Genomic DNA, 20499 nt, shown 5'->3' with positions numbered 1-20499 from the left:
TACGAATTAATATCCTAAAGAAACGTTATTTTTCCTCTTGCGATAGCCAATTAATATCTTCTATCAATCTCTTGATATCTTCTTTTTTGGTGCCGTCATAGAAACCTCTGACACGTCTTTTGGTATCAACCAGAATAAAATTTTCTGTGTGTACCATGTCATACATTTCTTCAGGCTTTCCCGTTTTTACAGCAAGATAGGATTTTCGAGCAATGCCATAAATATCTTTTTTGTCTCCCGTAACGAGATTCCATTTACGATCGTCGACACCTTTTTCAATGGCATACTTTTTTAAAACCGGAACGCTATCAATATCTGGTAAAACCGAATGCGAAAGCAACATTACTTTGGGATTGTTTTGAATAGCTTTTTGAACTTCGACCATATTTGTCGTCATTACAGGGCAAATCGTCTGGCAGGTCGTAAAGAAAAAATCGGCCACATAAATCTTGCCTTCATAGTCTTTCTGGGTAATGGTTTTTCCGTTCTGATTGGTAAAGGAAAAATCGGCAATCGTGTGGTATTTGCTCACGTGCTGCATGGTACTGTCTACCAATTCTGGATTTACATCAGCTGGATTCATAATCGGAAGCCTTTTTTCGGGCGTAAGTACCCTCATAAAAAGAAAAATACAAGTTGCCGAAAAGATGAGCATCACAATAAAAAAGAATCGGTATTTTTTGAAGAACTGTAACATCTGGTAATTTTGAGGCAAAAATACGAAAACTGCCCGTTAATGTGTAACAGACATCTGTTATTCAAATCATAATTTAAGAATATTTCAATTTGAATTCAATATTTTTGTCATTATAACATAAATTCATATTATGAAACTATTGAATAAAAACCTACTTTTTGCAATTCCTGTCCTTATCGGATTTACAGAGGTCCAGGCTCAATCCAAATCGGAGCCTGGGATTAACACTTCTTATATGGACAAGACTGTAAAACCAAATGATGATTTCTTTCGATTTGTAAATGGAGCTTGGTTTGACAAGACCGAAATTCCGAGCGATAGAACACGTTGGGGAAGTTTCGACGAATTGCGTCAGAATACCGATGTTGATGCACTTGCCATTTTGAAAGAAGCAGTAGCCAATCCTAAATATGGTTCTACAACCGATCAAGGAAAAGCGGTTAATTTATACCGAACTATACTAGATACAGTTGGTAGAAATAAAGCCGGATTGACTCCATTGAAACCTTATTTGGCAAAAATCAACGCTGTGAAAAACGTTAAGGATTTGCAAGCGTTGCTAATTGAAATGGAACCTATTGGAGGTATCGGATTTTTTGGAGCTGGTGTGAGCACGGATGCCAAAAATAGTGAGCGAAATGTAGTCTATTTAGGACCAGGTTCTCTTGGATTGCCTGATCGTGACTATTATGTTTCCAATGAAGCAGATTCAAAAGAAAAGCGTGAAAAATATGTGCTTCACGTAGCAAAAATGTTGCAGCTTTTGGGTGAAAAACCTGCAAAAGCAAAAGCAGATGCGGATAAAATCCTTGCTTTGGAAATTGCAATGTCAACACCAAGATTGGACAGAGTTGAAAGAAGAGACAACAAAAAGACTTACAATCCGATGACGGTTGCCGATTTGCAAAAACTGGCGCCATCTATCAATTGGAATGATTATTTTAAAGGTATTGGATTGCCAAATTTGGATTCAATTATCGTTTCTCAACCTAAATACATGACCGCTTTGGATGGCATTTTCAAGCAAAACAAAGTAGAGGATTGGAAAGCTTTTATGCGATGGACATTGCTGAGAGACGCTGCGGGTTCGCTGTCTACCGATGTTGAAGTTGCCAACTGGGAATTCTACGGAAAAACTTTGACAGGAGCTGTAAAACAAAGACCACGTCAGGAAAGAGCTTTGCAAACCATCAACGGAACGGTTGGAGAAGCTTTGGGTAAATTATATGTTGAGAAAAAATTCCCTGCTGAGGCAAAAGCAAAAGCGGAGAAAATGATCAAAAATGTTTTTACAGCATTTGAGAACCGCATCAATAACTTGCCTTGGATGAAAAAATCGACAAAGGTGAGTGCCATCGAGAAACTTCATAAATCGAGAATCAAGATCGGATATCCAGACAAATGGAAAGATTATTCTGCCTTGACCATTAAAAGTCCGGAAGAAGGCGGAACTTATTTCGACAATATGATTGCTCACGAAAAGTGGAGATTCAAAGAAAATATTGCTGATTTGAACAAACCTGTTGACAAGGACGAATGGTTTATGTCCCCACAAACGGTAAATGCCTATTACAATCCTTCTTATAATGAAATTGTATTCCCAGCAGCTATCTTGCAACCGCCTTTCTATAATTATCAAGCAGATGAAGCGGTGAATTATGGCGGAATTGGAGCCGTAATTGGTCACGAAATCTCTCATGGTTTTGACGATTCTGGAGCACAATATAATGCCGATGGAAACATGATCAATTGGTGGTCGGATGAAGATTTGAAATTGTTTACCGATCTTGGAGGATCTCTTGCAGACCAATACAGTGCTTTGCAGCCGTTGCCTGGAATTTATGTGGATGGAAAATTCACGCTAGGTGAAAATATTGGAGATTTAGGCGGTGTAAACGCTGCTTATGACGGTCTGCAAATCTATTTGAAAGAGAATGGAAACCCAGGATTGATTGACGGATTTACGCCGGAGCAACGTTTCTTTATTTCATGGGCAACCATCTGGAGAACAAAAGCGCGTGACGAAGCGATTAAAAATCAAGTGAAAACAGATCCGCATTCGCCAGGATTGTACAGAGCTTATGTTCCGTTGCAAAATGTGGATGCTTTCTATAAAGCTTTCGATATTAAAAAAGGAGATGGAATGTACATCGATCCAGAGAAAAGAGTTAAAATCTGGTAATCCTATTTCATATAAAAATAAAATCCCAAGTTTCGGCTTGGGATTTTTTGTTTACAAATCATCGGGTTCTGTATGAATCAAAACATCGGCAATTTCTGGGATCTCTTTTATAATGGCATCTTTTAGGCGGTGCGCGATTTCGTGCCCTTCACTGACTGTAATATTTCCCTTAACCGTCATGTGCAAATCAACCAGATAGGTCATTCCGGTTTTTCGGACGAAGCACTTTTCGGTATCGATAACGCCTTCAACAGTAGTGGCAATATTCCTGATGTCTTCGATCATGTCATCATAGAGATGCTCGTCCAAAATTTCGCCTAGGGCGGGTCTGAAAATCAGATAGGCGTTATAAACAATCAGGAAAGAAGCAAACAAAGCAGCCCAATCATCAGCCGTTTCATAACCCGGTCCCATATAAATGGCAATTGAGATTCCGATAAAAGCCATCAGCGAAGTAATCGCATCACTGCGATGGTGCCAAGCATCTGCCTTGAGCGAAGAACTATTGGTTTCATCACTTTTTTTAGACATAATTCTGTAGAAAACTTCTTTGATGATTACTATTGCGGCCAAGACAACCAGTGTAAATTTTTCGGGTGTTTCGTGTGGCGTCCGAATGTTTTCGATGCTTTCGATTGCAATAATGGTTGCCGATATTACCAAGAAGCCTACGACTGCAAACGTTACCAATGTTTCGGCCCGACCGTGACCATAAGGATGGTTGGAATCTGCCGGACGGGTGGAGTATTTTATACCAAAAAGCACTAGGGCAGAAGAAAGTACATCGGTTGTAGATTCAATTGCATCGGCAATCAAGGCATAGGAATTTCCAAAATAACCGGCTAGACCTTTCACCAAAGCCATAAAAAAATTACCTAAAATGCTCAGATAAGTTGCTTTTATAGCTTTGTCTTTATTATTTTCCATGAAACAAAGTTGTTATGGATGCAAAGATAGCTAACATCAAGATAAAATGATTCAGGTTTTAAAAGCTATCGAAAATTAGAGGCATTTGCAACAAATCATTTTTTAGAAAAACCAACTTGCTACAAAAATGGCAGTAATCACGCAGATCAAATCAACCAAAATCATTGTTCCAAGTGTGTATCGGGTATTCTTTATATTAACAGAACCAAAATAAACGGCAATAACGTAGAAAGTGGTTTCTGCACTGCATTGGAAAATACAACTCAGTCTTCCAGTTAAGGAATCTGGACCAAAACTTCGCATCGCATCAATCATAAATCCTCTTGAACCTCCTGAGCTGAAAGGTCTTAACATAGCTACCGGTAGCGAATCGGTAATTTCCTTGGCAACGCCTAAATGCGAAAAAGTAAAGGCAATTCCGTTTGACATGATTTCAAACAAACCACTGTTCCTAAAAAAGGAAATGGCAACCAGCATTCCCATTACATAAGGAAAGATTTTTACACCCGTTTGCAATCCGTTGTTGGCACCGCTTACAAAAGCATCAAAAACTGTTGTCTTGTTTTCTACAAATTTCTTTTCCTTTATTAGTGAAAAGATCAGTGTAAAAGCTACAATTCCCACCAGCATCAGGCCTGAAAGGTTTGCCGTAAAGAAATTTTTACCTACCAAATCCAAAGCATTTACGTAAAATAAAAGTCCAACGATTGCCGCAATAACGGTCATCAGAGAAACTAAAAGCGTAGCACTAAGGAAATTGATTTTCTGACGAATTCCTACAATTATTAACGCGGCTATGGTTCCGAGAAAGGAAGTGATGATGCAAGGCAACATTACATCAGCAGGATTGGCTGCATTTTCGGCGGCACGATAACCAATGATGGAAGTCGGAATCAACGTTAGACCCGCAGCATGCAAACACATAAACATAATTTGAGGATCACTGGCCTTGTCCTTGTCGGGATTAATTTCCTGCAAACTTTGCATTGCCTTTAGTCCAAAAGGTGTCGCGGCAGAATCCAATCCAAGAAAATTGGCGGCAAAATTCAAGGTCATATAAGAAATCGATTCGTGGTTTTTAGGTACGGATGGAAAGATCTTGGCAAAAACAGGACTCAGTACTTTTGCCAGTTTTTCAGCCGCACCCGATACAATCAAAAGTTCCATCAAACCGCAGAAGAAGGCCAGATAGGCCATCAAAGGCAAGATCAAATCGAACAAACTGCTTTTGCAAGTAGGCAACAAACCATCCGTTTTTTGAATGCCACTGTATATTTTTACCGTCTGATTTTTATACACATAAGTGGTATCGGCATTTAAGGTGTCGCGGTTCAAAACATACGATTTTGCTTCGCTTTTCTGAATACTGTCCTGAATGAATTTTGGAATTTCATTCAAATACTTTTCTGAAATTAAAATCGGATCATCCTTTTTTCCGTTAAGAACATAATCAACCGAATAATTATTTCCAGTAAAGAAACTAATCACTATAAAAGCCAGTGATGATATAAAGATTGCAAGCCAAAATCTGCTGAGAACCATAAAAAAATATTTTGGTAAATGTAATAAACCTTTTTTATTATATATGAATGATTTCTTCGTCAATAAGTAAATCTTCACGTCTCAATCGAAGGAAAATCTGAGCCACAGCAATCGTGTCTTTTTCGCAATACGTCACAATGCGGTCGATGTCTTTTTCAACATAAAAAACATGTCCGACTTGACTTCCATCGATGTCGCCTTTCGGAGAAGGAATTCCGAGAATCTTGGTCAATAATTTTAAGGAAGTAAAATGTTTGTAATCGCCAAACTTCCACAATTCCAAAGTATCAAGATGCGGAATTTCCCAAGGCTTTTTCCCAAATAAATCCAGCTTGTTTGGAATGGAAATCTGATTGATGATCATTCTTCGGGCAATAAACGGAATGTCGAATTCCTTTGAATTATGACCACACAAAAGATGTTGAGGTCCGTTGAAATGATTGTTCAATAGATTACTGAAGTCGAACAAAATCTTCTTTTCTTCGCCGAAAAAAGAAGTCACTCGAAAATGTCGAATATCACCTTTAAGTGTAAAATATCCGACAGAAATACAGACGATTTTTCCAAATTCGGCCCAGATTCCCGCACGGTCGTAAAATTCATCGGGCGTATATTCATCACGTCTTTGGTATTGGGTTTTTTGTCCCCAAAGACTTTTCATTTCATCGTCCAGTAAATCGAAATTTTCCGTTTCTGGAACGGTTTCAATATCTAAAAATAGGATATTATCTAGTCGTATTTTCTCAATCATAGTTTATGTGTAATCGTTTGTTTGGTTATTCGTTTATTCGAAATCTAAAATCTACAATATGAGATCTACATTTTTTGACCCAGCATCTTATAGGTTTCATCCAAGAAAACATAAAAATCATCGCTGTGAACGGTTCCGTTTGTGCTTCTTGCGTTTTGATGTCCGAGACGCACCACAATCAAATCATCTTTAGGGATTACGATCACATATTGACCCAAATGTCCTCGCATATAATAGATTTTCTTGTTTTTGTAATCGCTCAACCACCAGCCATAACCATAATCTGGAGCATCTTGGAAGCGGGGTCTTGTTGAGGTTGCTACAAAAGCACTGTCGAGAATTTGCTGGCCGTTCCATTTTCCGTTTTGCTTGTAAAGCTTTCCGAAACGGGCAAAATCCCTTGCATTACTTGCGATACAACAATAAGCTTTAACAATTCCGTCTTCTTTATCGGTTTGCCAAAGGGCTTCATTTTCGGCACCCATCGGTTTCCAGAACTTTTCCGAAACATAATCGGCAAGGCTTTTCCCAACGGCTTTCTCGATGCACATTGCCAGTAATTGCGTGTCACCGCTTAGATATTTGTATTTTTTTCCGGGTGTGTCAATTCCTTTCAAACCAAGGATTACACCTTTCAAATCGTCATCAAAATACGCGCGGGTAGTAATGGAAAACGGACTGTAATACGACTCATCCCAATTCAATCCGGAAGACATTGATGATAAATCACCCACAGTTAGCGTTGCAGATTTTCCTTCTTTAAATTCTGGAAAAAAGTCAGAAACCTTTTGATCAAGGCTTTTGATCCTACCTTCCATAATGGCTTTTCCCAATGATGCCGAAACGATGCTTTTGGCCATTGAAAACGAATTTGATTTAGAATCCTTATCATAACCGTCGTAATAACTTTCGCTCCAGATACTGTCGTTTTTGATTATTAGGAAGGCAACCGTCCCGATTTGCTGGTGCATTTTTTCGAGTTCGGTGGTTGGTTTTACTTGGTTATAATCCTTTGCAATAGTCCACGGTTGAGCAGTTCCTTTCTCGATTGTGCGGTTGTCAAAATAGTTGTAGTCGTCCAGGAATGCGGTTTTATGACCGTTTAAATAAATCGTCCGGACAGCTTTCAATAGATAATCTACATTGAAAATGTACATTAAAGCTACGAGCAGAAAGAGCAAACCAGCCAGCCAAAGGAGGAATTTTTTAAGGAATTTCATATAGAAAGTATTTACCGATTAATACGAATTTACACAAAAAACCTTTTAAAAATTTAATTGAAGATGTTCTTTTCTAGGAGCGAAAGTGTAGTGTGTGTTTGGTCCCGAAGCTTCGGGGCATTTTCCTGCTGCCTTTCCAAATCTTCCCGAAGAAAATCGGGAAGGATTTTCTCCCGAAATTTCGGGACTATCAGGGCTATTAAGGAAATGAAATTTCCCTCAGAATCTTAAAACAAACTTTGCTGTGAAGAAGGATTTTCGTGTTCGAGCAGCCATTTTTTGCGCCATAAACCACCGGCATATCCTGTTAGGGAACCATCGGTGCCGATGACGCGGTGACAGGGAACTACGATCCAAAGGGGATTTTTTCCGTTGGCAGAAGCTACGGCTCGAATAGCTTTCACGTCGCCGAGCTTTTTAGACAATTCGAGATAGGACATCGTTTTTCCAAAAGGAATATTTAAAAGTTCCTGCCATACTTTTTGTTGAAATTCGGTACCTTTTGGATTAAGTTTAAAAGTGAAATCGTTACGTTTTCCTTGAAAGTAGTCTTGAAGTTCTGAAACAGCTTCTTTTAATGCCACAGGGATTCCCGTGGTAATTTCTTTTTCAGAATCCAGAACGGAAATAACTGCGATACCATTTTCATCTCCAATGATTTCGGTGATTCCTAAAGGCGATTTGATGTAGGCAGTTTCCATATTCTTATTTAACCGATAAGTTCGCAAAGTTTTCACAAAGTTCACAAAGAAATTATTTCGCAAAACTAAAGAAATAAGCCTCCAATGCTTTCAATTCTTCTTCTGGAAGATTCTTGGTAATGGAGAAATTGGTTTTCATGACTTCGTATTGGGCTGGGTCAACAATCGGTTCTGCTTTTCCTTTTAGGAAAGCTACCATGTCGCCTTTTTGTTCTATATAGATATTGGCAATTTCTGTGATGCTTGGACCGATGATTTTTTGGTCGGGTTTGTGGCAGGAGAAGCAGTTTCCTTTTCCGTCGAAGATTTCTTGACCGAGTTCTAGTTGGATTTGCTGTGGTGTTTTTTGTGTTTCGGGGTATAGTGATTCTTTTTGGGCTTCGTCTTTTTTGCAACTGATGAAGAGTAGGATGGTGCAGAGTAGTGCTAATTTTTTCATGGTATTGTTTTGAAAGTATAAAGGTATTCAAATGAATTTTTCTCTAGCCCCGACTTGAGGGAAAATCCTTTTTGTTTTTTCTTTAAAAACAAAAAGATTTGGAAGGAAGGCGGGAATATGGATTCTGAAACAAACCAAGCCTCCCGCTCCTAAATTATATTATTGTTGTTGCTTTAAAAGTATTGCTGCTTCTTTGGCAAAATAGGTGGAAATTAAACTTGCACCTGCACGCTTGATGCACATGAGTTGCTCCATCATGATCTTGTCGTGGTCGAGCCAGCCCCGTTCGGCAGCGGCTTTTATCATCGCATATTCGCCAGAAACGTGGAAAACAGTTACGGGAACATTGACGGCGTTTTTGACTTCACGGACAATATCGAGGTAGGCGATTCCGGGTTTTACCATGACCATATCGGCGCCTTCTTCGACGTCCATCAGGGCTTCCTTAATGGCTTCGATGCGGTTGGCATAGTCCATCTGGTAGGTTTTTTTGTCTTTTGGAACGACTACATCGGCTTCTCTTGGAGCTGAATCCAAAGCATCGCGAAACGGTCCGTAAAAGGCCGAGGCATATTTGGCAGAATAGCTCATGATACCTACATTTTGGAAACCAGCTGCATCAAGACCTTGGCGCAATCTGAGCACTCTACCGTCCATCATATCGCTTGGAGCAACGAAATCGGCTCCTGCTTGAGCGTGTGAAACGGCCATTTTAACTAGGGCTTCGTTTGTGGCATCGTTGGCGATGTCTCCGTTTTCGATGATGCCGTCGTGACCGTAAATGGAGTAGGGGTCAAGTGCTACATCGGGCATTACGATCATTTCTGGACAGGCAGTTTTGATGGCCTTGATGGCTTGTTGCATGAGACCGTTCGGGTTCCAGGCTTCTTTTCCGATGTTGTCCTTTAGGGATTCATCGACTTTGACATAGATGTTTACGGCACGTATTCCTAAATCGAAAAGTTCCTTAACTTCTTCGACGGTTAAATCGATGGAGCGACGGAAAATCCCGGGCATTGATGGGATTTCTACTTGGTAGTTTTCGCCTTCTGCTATGAACATTGGAAACATAAAATCTTGTGGACTTAGTGTTGTTTCGCGTACTAGTGAACGAATGGATTCGTTTGTTCGTAGTCTTCTACCTCTTTGTAATGGAAACATAATGATTTATGATTTGAGATTGTTGATTGTAGATTTTTGATGGTTGTAGATTTCATTACTTCTGAAATCAAAATTCAAAAATCTTCATTCTTCAATCCAGTTTTTTGGATTTTCTAATACTTGAATTAATTTTTCTTCTGGGCTTCCCGGTTCTGGATGATGATCGTAAACCCACTGCACGTGTGGTGGCAATGACATCAAGATACTTTCAATTCGGCCGTTTGTTTTGAGTCCGAACAAGGTTCCTTTGTCGTGAACGAGATTGAACTCTACATAACGACCGCGACGGATTTCCTGCCAGTTTTTTTGTTCTGGTGTGTAGGGTAACTCTTTTCTTCTTTCTACAATTGGAACATAGGCTTTGAGGAAACTGTCACCGACTTCGGTTACAAAATTGTACCAATCTTCCATTGACAATTGCTCATTTGCTTTGCAATAATCAAAAAATAATCCACCGATTCCGCGGGCTTCATTTCTATGTGCATTCCAGAAATAGTTGTCGCATTGCTTTTTGTATTTTGGATAAAATTCTGGATTGTGTTTGTCACAGGACGTTTTGCAGGTTTGGTGAAAATGTTTGGCATCTTCTTCGAACAAATAATACGGCGTTAAATCCTGACCACCACCAAACCAGCTGTTGATGATGTTTCCGTTCTCGTCATACATTTCAAAATAGCGCCAGTTGGCATGAACCGTTGGAACCATTGGGCTTTTCGGATGAATCACCAAACTTAAACCGCAGGCAAAGAAATCGGCTTCGCCCACGTTGAACATTTTTTGCATGGCTTCGGGCAATTTCCCGTGAACGGCAGAGATGTTGACACCTCCTTTTTCGAAAACATTTCCGTTCTCGATGACGCGCGTTCTTCCGCCACCGCCTTCAGGACGTTCCCAAATATCTTCACGGAATTTGGCTTCGCCATCCACTTTTTCAAGTCCGGCTACGATGGTGTCTTGGAGGTTTTGGATGTATTGGTAGAATTTATCTTTCATTTTTGTAAATTGGTCCGGGGTTCGATTCCCTCTTTCTCCGTAATTATTTCAATTGTGTAATTTTATTAAAAATTTCAAATGAAAACGTTTTGCTTTCCGATTGGATGTAATTGTAAACTGCCACTGCTTTTTCTTTTAGATTGGATTTGTTTTCTGGTAATTTATCTGAAAAAACAATCAGCAAATCGGCAAATTTTTCTGCATTTTCCCAATCGAAATGAAACTTATCCAAATGCGAAACGAGGTTTTCGGAAGAGAAATTTAATAATATTTCCAGGTTCAAGCCTAGAAATTTCATTTGGTCTTCGATTTCGTCTTTGTTGAAATCGGGAACATAGATGAGTTCGTTCAGCTTTTTTAATATGTTGCTGATTCGTTCACTTTCTTCGTCGCGTAGTCCTTTGTTAAGTGGCATTGGTTTGAGATTTACTGGTTGTACTCTTTCACAGCATCTATAAAAGCCTTCGCGTGGTCAACAGGAATATTTGGCAGGATTCCGTGGCCAAGATTCACGATATATTTGTCTTTTCCGAATTCGTCGATCATCTGGTGTACCATTTTTTTGATGGTTGGAATTGGCGAAAGCAAACGCGATGGATCGAAATTTCCTTGCAAGGTTATGTTTCCACCAGACAAGTAACGTGCATTTCGTGGCGAACAAGTCCAATCCACTCCAAGAGCCGAAGCCTTGCTTTTTCCCATTTCGTCAAGGGCAAACCAGCATCCTTTTCCAAAAACGATGACGTGTGTTTCATCGGCCAAAGCTTCCACAATCTGGTTGATGTATTTCCAAGAAAACTCTTGATAGTCAACCGGGGAAAGCATTCCGCCCCAAGAGTCAAAAATTTGAACGGCATTTACACCCGCTTTTACTTTTTCTTTCAAATAGGCGATTGTTGTATCGGTAATTTTTTGCAATAAAACATGTGCCGCTTCCGGATGTGTAAAACAAAATCCTTTGGCCATGTCGAAACTTTTTGAACCTTTTCCTTCAACCGCATAGCAAAAAATCGTCCATGGCGAACCAGCGAACCCAATTAGTGGCACTTCATCGTTCAACATTTCCTTGGTCAGTTTGATGGCGTCCATCACATAACCTAGTGTTCCATGAATATTTGGAACAATCACTTTTTCTACATCTTGTGGGGTACGAATTGGGTTTGGCAAAAATGGTCCAACGCTTTCCTTCATCAAGACTTCGATTCCCATTGCTTGCGGAACGACCAAGATATCCGAGAATAAAATTGCGGCATCCGGAGCGATTCTGCGAATGGGTTGTACCGTTATTTCAGAGGCCAATTCGGGAGTCTGACAACGCGTGAAGAAATCATATTTGTCGCGCAAGGCGATGAATTCCGGTAAATATCTTCCAGCTTGACGCATCATCCAAACAGGTGGTCGTTCAACAGTTTCTCCTCTTAATGCTTTTAAAAATAGATCGTTTTTTATCATTGTATTTTGCTTTAGGCTTTAGGCAATATGCTTTAAGCTCTTAGATTATTTATATTCGTTTATGCATTGAATAATCGTGTTTTCAACTGTTGGTTGATTGGCGACTACGATATTGTTTGTTGTTTTCTCAAGTGCTTCGGCGGTTGTATTTCCTATACAGAAGCAGATTTCTTTTTTAATTTTATTCTCTTTCAGGTAACTTTCAACACCTGAAGGACTGAAAAATAAGATTCCGTCGAGTGGTGTGGTTATTTTTTGTGGCGTCAGATGGGTTTCGTACACTTCGATTTCGTTGAATTTTACATTTGCCTCTTTCAGGAAATCCGGCAAGGTATCGCGACGAAGGTTGCCACTGAAAAATGTGAAACTTTCTTTGCCGTAAATCAAAGCGATGATTTCGGCTAAATCTGAAGCATAACCGGTGTTGGCAATTACGTTGAAACCATTTTCCTCCAATAAAGCTTTGGTTTTTAGTCCGACACAAAAGACATTTTTTTCTTTAAGGTTCGTAAGTAACTCTTGTGCGTTTTCCAATACACTATGAACAGCATTTTGGCTCGTAAAAATCAGATTATCGTTGATGGTGTTGATTTCGAACGGCTTACTTTCGGTCTTGATGAAATCGGCTTCGAGGAGATTGAAGTTAGCATTTAACAGGAATTGCTTTTGATTGCTCAAAAGTTTCTTGGTAGATAATATGCGGATTTGGTTTTGCATTTTAAAAGTTTAAAAGAAGCCTTTTGTTTTTCATCTAGCCCCGTCCCGAAGCTTCGGGAGGAGGGAATCCCGATTTATCGGGATGGAAGGAAGGCGGGAAAATGGATGGAACAAATGCCCTAATGCTTCGCTTCTAATTATTTTTTTAACGACTGTTTTATGTTTCTCATCAATTCTTCACCACCATTTTTAAGGATTTCCTGTGCCATGTGAAAGCCCAATTTTTTCCATTCTTCGATAGGAACTACTTTCTCGATTCCGATTTTGTCCTTGCCGTCGATGGACAGCAAAACGCCTTTTAGGGTAATGGTGTCGTCTTTTTCGCTATAAGTTGCTAAAGCTCCGATTGGGGCTGTACAACCGCCTTCGAGGGTTCTTAGGAATTGTCTTTCGATGTAGGTGCAGATTTCGGTTTCGATATCGTTTAATTCCGAAACGGCTTCGCGCGTAAAATTGTCATTTGCCATTGCTACGATGACCATAGCTCCTTGGGCTGGCGCTGGAATCATCCAGTCCAGATCGATAAAATCGGATGGTTTGAGGTTGATTCTTTCTAATCCTGCCACTGCAAAAACGGCTCCGTTCCAATCGCTGTCGTGGAGTTTTTGCATACGGGTATTTACGTTTCCACGCAAATCCACTACATTGTGAGTTGGGTACTTGTTGAGCCATTGTGCCTGACGGCGAAGGCTTCCGGTTGCTATTGTCCCAATATCTGATAAGAAATCTAAATTTCCTTTGTGTACCAAGATGTCCAGAACATTGGCTCTTTCGAGAACGGCGGCTTGAACGATTCCAACAGGCAAAGCGGTTGGAACATCTTTCATCGAATGAACGGCAATATCAACTTGACCGTTAATCATTGCGATGTCTAATGTTTTCGTGAAAATTCCGGTGATTCCGAGTTCATAAAGCGGTTTGTCGAGGATGATGTCGCCTTGGGATTTTACGGCAATGATTTCGGTTTTATAACCTAAATCGTTTAGTTTTTTTTCGACTGTATGGGCTTGCCAAAGTGCGAGTTCGCTGTCGCGTGTGCCAATTCTGATAACTTTTTGAGCCATTCTTTTTGTTTTAGAACCATTAAGAAGGCTCATTAAAATACGATTATCGAGCCTCTATTTGAAACACTTTTTCAATCCATTCGATACTTTCATCCACCATAGTGTTGTCATCTTTCAGATGATTTGCAAAATGTGTGGTAATCTTTTGGATGATCCTCGCGCTGATGATTTCGGCTTGTTCCTCGTTAAAGTTAGATATTTTTTTGCTTTGAAAATCCAATTCAGAATTTTTAATCGCATTTAATTTTTCTTTCAAGGCATTGATGGTTGGAGCAAATTTTCTGGCTTTTGTCCAAGTCATAAATTCTTCCTTAATTTCTTCAATAATTATTTCGGCAAATGGAATTTGTAATTTCCTTTTTTCTAATGTTTCATCGGTCATTTGAGCCAAGTGATCCATGTGAATAAGGGTTACTCCTTCTAATTCCTTCACGTCTTCGTTTACGTTTTTTGGAATGGATAAATCCAAAATTAGCAACGGTTTTGTAAGGTTTAAAATAGCTTTTTCAACCGTTGGATTTTGAGCTCCAGTTGCTACAACGACAATATCGGCCTTTTGAAGTTCTGCCTGTAAATCAGAATAATCCTTAACGATAAGATTTAGTTTTCCGGCCAACTTTTCGGCTTTGTCCTTCGTTCTGTTGATTAAAGTGATGTGCTCGTTTTTGGTGTGTTTTACTAAATTTTCGCAGGTATTTCTTCCGATTTTCCCTGTTCCGAAAAGTAAAATATTTTTTGAACCGATGTTCTCAACATTTTTAATGATGTATTGAACAGAAGCAAAAGAGACAGACGTTGCTCCAGAGCTGATCTCGGTTTCGTTTTTGATTCTTTTGCTGGCTTGGATTACGGCATTTGTCAATCGGTCGATAAATGTATTGACTAATCCGAAAGATCTTGATTCGGCAAAACTGTTTTTTAATTGGCTGATGATTTCGAAATCGCCTAAAATCTGACTGTCCAAACCTGTTCCCACGCGAAACATGTGGTTAACGGCTTCTTGACTTTTATATACGAAACCTACTTTTTGAAATTCTTCAACGGTTCCCAAACTGTTTTCACAGATAAGCTTGATCAATTGGAAAGGGTGTTCTGCAAAACCATAGATTTCGGTCCTATTACAGGTAGAAGTTACGATAAGACTTTCGATTCCTTCGTTCTTTGCTTGTTGAAGCAAATTGGTTTTGGCTTTTGCATCAAGGCTAAATTTTCCTCTAACTTCGGCATCGGCCTTTTTATAGCTTAAACCTACTGAGTAAAAATAAAGATGTTTCGACGCGATATTGTTTTCCATAAATACACTTTCAAAAAGTTCAACAAAATTATTATTATGCTCTTTATAAAAATAACGCTAGAAGGACTATTTATATCGCTGTGAGATATTTTAAACCAAAATGCCGATTACAACGTAAATTCTTTTAAATTTGCACTAAAATCAAGTCTTTACAAATTTCTTATATAGAACTATTCTAAATAAAACCAAAGCTTGATTTCTAAATGATATACGAAAAAATACCGCTATGGGTTCTCAAGAAATAATAAAAATTGAAGAAGATTTTATGCTGATTCGTTTTCAGAATGATGAGAGTGAAGTCTTCCGTGCCGAAAAGCACATCAGTCAAGGCTTGATACAGTTTCATTTTGGTATAAAAGGACGAGCGAAATTCATTTTCAATCAAGGAAATTATGCCTTGGATTTGAAAGAAGAGAAGTCGTTGTTGCTTTATAATCCACAAAAAGAATTGCCTCTAAATTTAGAATTGGCTCCAAATTCTTGGGTGCTTTCCGTTATCATTTCCATAAAAAAATTCCATGCCTTGTTTTCTTCTGAAGCTGATTATATTCCATTTTTAAGCGAAGACAACAAGGATAAAAAATATTATAACGAAGGAAATATTAATCCTTCGATGGCGATTGTCTTGAGCCAGATGTTCAATTTCAACCTGCATCCGTCCATTAAGAATTTATATTATAAAGGAAAGGGATACGAGTTGTTGAGCCTTTATTTCAACCGAAGCGAAGACCCAAATGCAGAGCAATGTCCTTTTTTGGTTGATGAAGAAAATGTATTGAAAATCCGAAAGGCAAAAGACATCGTAATTGCCAATATGGCCGAACCGCCAGGATTGCAGGAACTGGCCGATCAGGTAGGTTTAAATTTGAAGAAACTGAAGATGGGTTTCAAACAAATCTACGGTGATACAGTTTATGGTTTTTTATTCGATTATAAAATGGATTTTGCCAGAAAACTGCTTGATTCTGGATCGTATAATGTAAACGAAGTAGGCTTGAAAATCGGCTACAGCACTGGCAGTCATTTCATATCGGCATTTAAGAAAAAATATGCCACGACACCGAAGAAATACCTGATGTCAATTAATACTAATTGATCAATTGGAGAATTTGGAAATTTGAAAATGGTTTCAACCCGACTCATTTCCTTCTCTAGTAAATTAAAATACAAATAATTATAAATAATAAATTGTGATTTTGAACATTGCCCTTTTTTCAAATCTTCAAATTCTCAAATCTTCAAATTCTCAAATCTTCAAATCAAAATCAATGAAAGGCGTATTATTAGTAAACTTAGGCTCACCAAAAAGCCCCGAACCAAAAGATGTTAAACCTTATTTAGATGAATTTTTAATGGATAAATACGTGATTGATGTTCCGTATTTATTGAGAGCATTATTGGTTCGAGGAATTATTTTGAGAAAGCGTCCTGAAGAATCGGCTCACGCCTACAAGAAAATCTGGTGGGACGAAGGTTCGCCTTTGATGGTGCTTTCGGAAAGAATGCACAAAAAAGTGCAAGCCAAAACTGAAGTTCCGGTGGCTTTGGCAATGCGTTATGGCGAAATGACGATTGAAAAAGGTTTGCAGGAATTGCACAACCAAGGCGTAACGGAGGTTTTGCTTTTTCCGTTGTATCCACAATATGCAATGGCTTCTACATTGACAATCTTGGTCTTGGCCGAAAAAATCAGAAAGGAAAAATTCCCACAGATGAAGTTTACCGATGTTCCAGCGTTTTATAACAAACCCGATTATATCAAGAATCTTGCTGATATGATGAAGAAAAATCTGGAAGGTTATGACTACGACCAATTGGTCTTTTCGTACCACGGAATTCCGGAGCGCCATATCAGAAAGACGGATGTAACCAAATCCCACTGTAAAATAGATGGTTCTTGTTGCAACACGCCTTCATCGGCACATGCTTTTTGCTACCGTCATCAATGTTATGAAACGACTAGATTGGTTGTCGAGCAATTGCAAATTCCAGAAGACAAATATACATTGACGTTTCAGTCAAGGTTGGCCGGCGATAAATGGTTGGAACCCTACACGGATGTTGAAATCGATAAAATGCCAGCAAAAGGTATCAAGAAAATTGCGGTTGTGACGCCTGCTTTTGTAACGGATTGCTTGGAAACTTTGGAGGAAATTGCCATGCGTGCCAAGGAAGATTTTGAAGCCAATGGTGGCGAAGAATTTTTAGCAATTCCTTGCTTGAATGATGACGATAGTTGGGTGCAAACCGTTACCAACTGGATTGAAGAATGGGCGGTAGCCGAAACTGTGAATGCCTAATGGAATATAATTATCTGAAATCCCTTCATTTAATTTTTGTCATCACCTGGTTTGCGGGACTTTTTTACATTGTCAGACTTTTTGTCTATCAGATTGAAGCTTCCCAAAAGCCTTCTCCCGAAAGGGAAATTCTCCAAAAGCAATACAAGATAATGACATATCGATTGTGGTACATCATTACTTGGCCATCGTCAATTTTAGCCAGTTTTTTTGCTTTTTGGATGTTGTTTTTTACCGATTTGGGAAATGCTTGGCTCAAAATGCCTTGGATGCACGTCAAGCTTGGCTTTGTTTTTGTGTTGTATTTGTACCATTTAAAATGCCACCAAATTTACCTGCAATTACAGAAGGACGAGATAAAACATAGCTCAAACTTTATGCGCTTGTGGAACGAAGGCGCAACCATCATCCTTTTTGCCGTTGTATTTTTAGTCGTACTGAAAAGCGCCGTCAATTGGATTTATGGTGTTGTCGGCATCATTTTGTTTTCGGTAATCATAATGCTTGGCTTTAAATTTTATAAAAGAATTCGCCAAAGAAACCAGTCGTAAATGCTTAAAAACGTCAAAATAAAACGTGTTTCATTAAGGATAAGAATCTTTCTTTCGATGATCTTACTGACCTTGATCGCGTCGGTTTTGATGGCTTCTATCTCGATTGTCCAGTTCAAAAAAGAAGCAAAAGACTACCATCAGGAACGTCTCGAACGTAAGGAAAACGCCATCAAGGAGCACATCAATTTTATTTTGGCCACGACTACTTATCCGTTATCAGAGGAAAATTTACCCTTAATTTTCAAGGATAAAATCCACGAGCTGGCCGATATTCATAGCCTTCAGATTAACATTTATAGCCTGAAGGGAAAATTGCTCAAATCTTCTAAAGCTTCGTTTTCAATTGATACCATTGCTCCACCAATTCCAAATTATGTACTAGGCCTCGTGCAATCTTCGATGGAAAAACGCTATGTGGATATTCAAAACATCGACGGGAAAAAATACCGTTCTTCCTTTAGCCAAATCAAGGATTTAAAGTTCAAGCCACTCGGGATTCTGAATCTTCCGTATATAGAAGACGATGGTTTTTACGACCGTGAGCTTCGAAATTTCCTAATCCGACTTGGCCAGGTGTATTCCTTTATGTTGATTATCGCTTTCGCCTTGGCGTATTTCCTTTCGAGCTACATCACCAAATCGTTGAAGTCCATTTCTGATAAAATAACCGAAACCAGTCTGAACCAAAAAAACGAGAAAATCGAGTTGGAAGACAGTTCACAGGAAGTCAGTTTATTGATAAATGCCTATAACGGAATGGTCGACAAGCTTGAGGAAAGCGCCTTGAAACTTGCCCAAAGCGAGCGCGAGCAGGCATGGCGCGATATGGCAAAACAAGTCGCACACGAAATCAAGAATCCGCTAACGCCAATGCGTTTGACGGTGCAGAGTTTCCAAAGGAAATTCGACCCGAACGATCCCGAAGTAAAGCAAAAATTAAAGGATTATTCCGAAACCTTGATCCAGCAAATCGACACGATGAGCTCCGTGGCTTCGGCTTTTTCGAATTTTGCTTCGATGCCGGCGCAACAAAACGAAACGCTCAATGTGGTAAATATCGTGGAGCTTGCCCTCGAAATTTTCAACGAAGATTACATCTATTTCCATTCCGAAGAAAAGGAAATCATTACCGTGATGGACAGAACACAACTCATCCGAATCATTACGAATTTGGTTAAAAACGGCATCCAAGCCATTCCAGACCATCAGGAAAACAAGTCGATAATAGTTGCCGTCAAAAAGATAAAAGATACCGTTTTGATTACCGTCGAAGACAACGGAATTGGGATAGAAGAATACAATGCTTCGCATATTTTCGAACCAAAATTCACCACCAAAAACAGCGGAATGGGCCTCGGACTTGGAATCATCAAAAACATCATCGAAAATTATAAAGGAACCATTACGTTTGAAAGTAATTTAGGAAAAGGCACGATTTTCACGGTTTCACTACCTATAATTAATGAATAATTGGAGCGAAAGGCTTGGGCATTTGTTTCATCCATTTTCCTGCCTTCCTTCCAAATCTTTTTATTTTTAAAGAAAAAATAAAAAGGATTTTCCTTCCAGTCAGGGCTATTAAATTAATTTTTTAGAACTTTGGAAACTTTCTGAATCACAATATCGAATATATAATCAAAAACAAAATCATGAGCTACGAAAATATTTTAGTTGCCACCGAAAACAATATCACAACGATTACCATTAATCGTCCAACAAAATTAAATGCTTTAAATAAAGCCACCATTGCAGAATTGCACGAAGCTTTCAAAACAGCCGAAACTGACGAGGCAACTCGAGTTATCGTCTTGACAGGTTCTGGTGAAAAAGCATTTGTAGCAGGAGCTGACATCTCTGAATTTGCAAATTTCTCTGTAGAAGAAGGAGCTCAATTGGCACAACAAGGACAAGAATTATTGTTCGATTTTGTTGAAAATCTAAAAAAACCAGTCATTGGAGCCATAAACGGATTTGCACTTGGAGGCGGATTGGAATTGGCTATGTCGTGTCATTTCAGGGTAGCTTCAGAGAATGCAAAAATGGGCTTGCCAGAAGTTTCCTTGGGAGTAATTCCAGGCTACGGTGGAACACAACGTTTGCCACAATTGGTTGGAAAAGGAAAAGCAATGGAGATGATCATGACCGCTGGAATGTTAACTGGTGAAGAAGCTAAACAAAATGGTTTGGTAAATTATGTTGTACCACAAGCCGAACTTTTAGAGTTATGCAACAGCATTGCACAGAAAATCATCAAGAATTCTCCAGTAGCGATTTCAAAAGCAATCAAGGCCATTAATGCTAATTTTAAAGATGGCGTAAACGGTTATGAAACTGAAATCAAAGCGTTCGGGTATTGCTTCGGAACTGCAGATTTCAAGGAAGGAACAACGGCATTTCTTGAGAAAAGGAAGCCCGAATTTCAAGGAAAATAAATAAATTCAAATCCCGTTCAACGACGGGATTTTTTATTTAAATTGCCGACGAAAACAACTACAAAAACAAACA

Annotated in this window: 20 protein-coding genes; 6 read left to right on the top strand and 14 right to left on the bottom strand. The window is 39.1% G+C overall.

Going from position 1 to position 20499, the window contains the following annotated elements; translation table 11 throughout:
* Window positions 1-25: 25 nt before the first annotated feature.
* Window positions 26-697, bottom strand: a complete 672-nt coding sequence (locus tag ACI6PS_RS03895) for an SCO family protein (RefSeq protein ID WP_421011240.1) — start codon at window positions 695-697, stop codon at window positions 26-28.
* A gap of 130 nt (window positions 698-827) precedes the next feature.
* Here ACI6PS_RS03895 and ACI6PS_RS03890 point away from each other — a divergent pair, with 130 nt between their 5' ends.
* Window positions 828-2879 (top strand): M13 family metallopeptidase, encoded by a 2052-nt coding sequence (locus tag ACI6PS_RS03890; protein WP_421011239.1) that lies wholly within the window; start codon window positions 828-830, stop codon window positions 2877-2879.
* A 51-nt stretch (window positions 2880-2930) separates the two neighbouring features.
* Here the strand turns inward: ACI6PS_RS03890 and ACI6PS_RS03885 are convergent, their stop codons facing one another.
* From ACI6PS_RS03885 to hemA, 13 genes are all read right to left on the bottom strand, one after another.
* Window positions 2931-3806: a cation diffusion facilitator family transporter gene (locus ACI6PS_RS03885; RefSeq protein ID WP_421011238.1), complete on the bottom strand. Its 876-nt coding sequence runs from the start codon at window positions 3804-3806 to the stop codon at window positions 2931-2933.
* Between the two features lie 102 nt (window positions 3807-3908).
* On the bottom strand, window positions 3909-5348 hold the full coding sequence (locus ACI6PS_RS03880) for a nucleoside recognition domain-containing protein (protein WP_421011237.1): 1440 nt from the start codon (window positions 5346-5348) through the stop codon (window positions 3909-3911).
* Window positions 5349-5385: 37 nt separating this feature from the next.
* Window positions 5386-6099, bottom strand: coding sequence for a 3'-5' exonuclease (locus ACI6PS_RS03875; protein WP_421011236.1), 714 nt, complete (start codon window positions 6097-6099; stop codon window positions 5386-5388).
* Window positions 6100-6164: 65 nt separating this feature from the next.
* The gene (locus ACI6PS_RS03870) at window positions 6165-7319 is read right to left on the bottom strand and encodes a serine hydrolase domain-containing protein (RefSeq protein ID WP_421011235.1); all 1155 of its coding nucleotides are present in this window, start codon (window positions 7317-7319) and stop codon (window positions 6165-6167) included.
* Between the two features lie 227 nt (window positions 7320-7546).
* Window positions 7547-8020 carry a methylated-DNA--[protein]-cysteine S-methyltransferase gene (locus tag ACI6PS_RS03865; protein ID WP_421011234.1) on the bottom strand — a complete coding sequence of 158 codons (474 nt, stop codon included), beginning with the start codon at window positions 8018-8020 and terminating at the stop codon, window positions 7547-7549.
* Window positions 8021-8072: 52 nt separating this feature from the next.
* On the bottom strand, window positions 8073-8459 hold the full coding sequence (locus ACI6PS_RS03860) for a c-type cytochrome (RefSeq protein ID WP_421011233.1): 387 nt from the start codon (window positions 8457-8459) through the stop codon (window positions 8073-8075).
* A gap of 159 nt (window positions 8460-8618) precedes the next feature.
* Window positions 8619-9620, bottom strand: a complete 1002-nt coding sequence (gene hemB, locus ACI6PS_RS03855) for a porphobilinogen synthase (protein ID WP_421011232.1) — start codon at window positions 9618-9620, stop codon at window positions 8619-8621.
* Between the two features lie 84 nt (window positions 9621-9704).
* Window positions 9705-10613 (bottom strand): oxygen-dependent coproporphyrinogen oxidase, encoded by a 909-nt coding sequence (gene hemF / locus ACI6PS_RS03850; protein ID WP_421011231.1) that lies wholly within the window; start codon window positions 10611-10613, stop codon window positions 9705-9707.
* Between the two features lie 43 nt (window positions 10614-10656).
* Window positions 10657-11028, bottom strand: a complete 372-nt coding sequence (locus tag ACI6PS_RS03845) for a hypothetical protein (protein ID WP_421011230.1) — start codon at window positions 11026-11028, stop codon at window positions 10657-10659.
* A gap of 11 nt (window positions 11029-11039) precedes the next feature.
* Window positions 11040-12065, bottom strand: a complete 1026-nt coding sequence (hemE, locus tag ACI6PS_RS03840; RefSeq protein WP_421011229.1) for a uroporphyrinogen decarboxylase — start codon at window positions 12063-12065, stop codon at window positions 11040-11042.
* Window positions 12066-12110: 45 nt separating this feature from the next.
* Window positions 12111-12782, bottom strand: a complete 672-nt coding sequence (locus ACI6PS_RS03835) for a uroporphyrinogen-III synthase (protein ID WP_421011228.1) — start codon at window positions 12780-12782, stop codon at window positions 12111-12113.
* A 137-nt stretch (window positions 12783-12919) separates the two neighbouring features.
* Window positions 12920-13846, bottom strand: a complete 927-nt coding sequence (hemC, locus tag ACI6PS_RS03830; protein WP_421011227.1) for a hydroxymethylbilane synthase — start codon at window positions 13844-13846, stop codon at window positions 12920-12922.
* A 43-nt stretch (window positions 13847-13889) separates the two neighbouring features.
* The gene (gene hemA / locus ACI6PS_RS03825; RefSeq protein ID WP_421011226.1) at window positions 13890-15140 is read right to left on the bottom strand and encodes a glutamyl-tRNA reductase; all 1251 of its coding nucleotides are present in this window, start codon (window positions 15138-15140) and stop codon (window positions 13890-13892) included.
* Between the two features lie 226 nt (window positions 15141-15366).
* Here hemA and ACI6PS_RS03820 point away from each other — a divergent pair, with 226 nt between their 5' ends.
* The 5 genes from ACI6PS_RS03820 to ACI6PS_RS03800 all read left to right on the top strand — a co-directional run bounded on the left by ACI6PS_RS03820 (window position 15367) and on the right by ACI6PS_RS03800 (window position 20426).
* A complete protein-coding gene (locus ACI6PS_RS03820) occupies window positions 15367-16236 on the top strand; it encodes a helix-turn-helix transcriptional regulator (protein ID WP_421011225.1) in 870 nt (289 codons plus the stop codon).
* Between the two features lie 172 nt (window positions 16237-16408).
* Window positions 16409-17440, top strand: coding sequence for a ferrochelatase (gene hemH, locus ACI6PS_RS03815; RefSeq protein ID WP_421011224.1), 1032 nt, complete (start codon window positions 16409-16411; stop codon window positions 17438-17440).
* On the top strand, window positions 17440-17991 hold the full coding sequence (locus tag ACI6PS_RS03810) for a CopD family protein (protein ID WP_421011223.1): 552 nt from the start codon (window positions 17440-17442) through the stop codon (window positions 17989-17991). Before hemH ends, ACI6PS_RS03810 begins: the two co-directional genes overlap by 1 nt.
* A 57-nt stretch (window positions 17992-18048) precedes the next feature.
* Complete coding sequence (locus ACI6PS_RS03805) at window positions 18049-19464, top strand: sensor histidine kinase (RefSeq protein ID WP_421011333.1); 1416 nt, start codon at window positions 18049-18051, stop codon at window positions 19462-19464.
* 179 nt (window positions 19465-19643) lie between these two features.
* Entirely contained in the window at window positions 19644-20426 is a 783-nt protein-coding gene (locus ACI6PS_RS03800) for an enoyl-CoA hydratase/isomerase family protein (RefSeq protein ID WP_421011222.1), read from the top strand.
* Window positions 20427-20499 lie beyond the last annotated feature (73 nt).

The sequence above is a fragment of the Flavobacterium sp. PLA-1-15 genome (genome assembly GCF_049060005.1).
GTDB lineage: Bacteria > Bacteroidota > Bacteroidia > Flavobacteriales > Flavobacteriaceae > Flavobacterium.
Note: the sequence above shows the minus strand (reverse complement) of the source record. Positions and strands in the feature narration are given on the sequence as shown.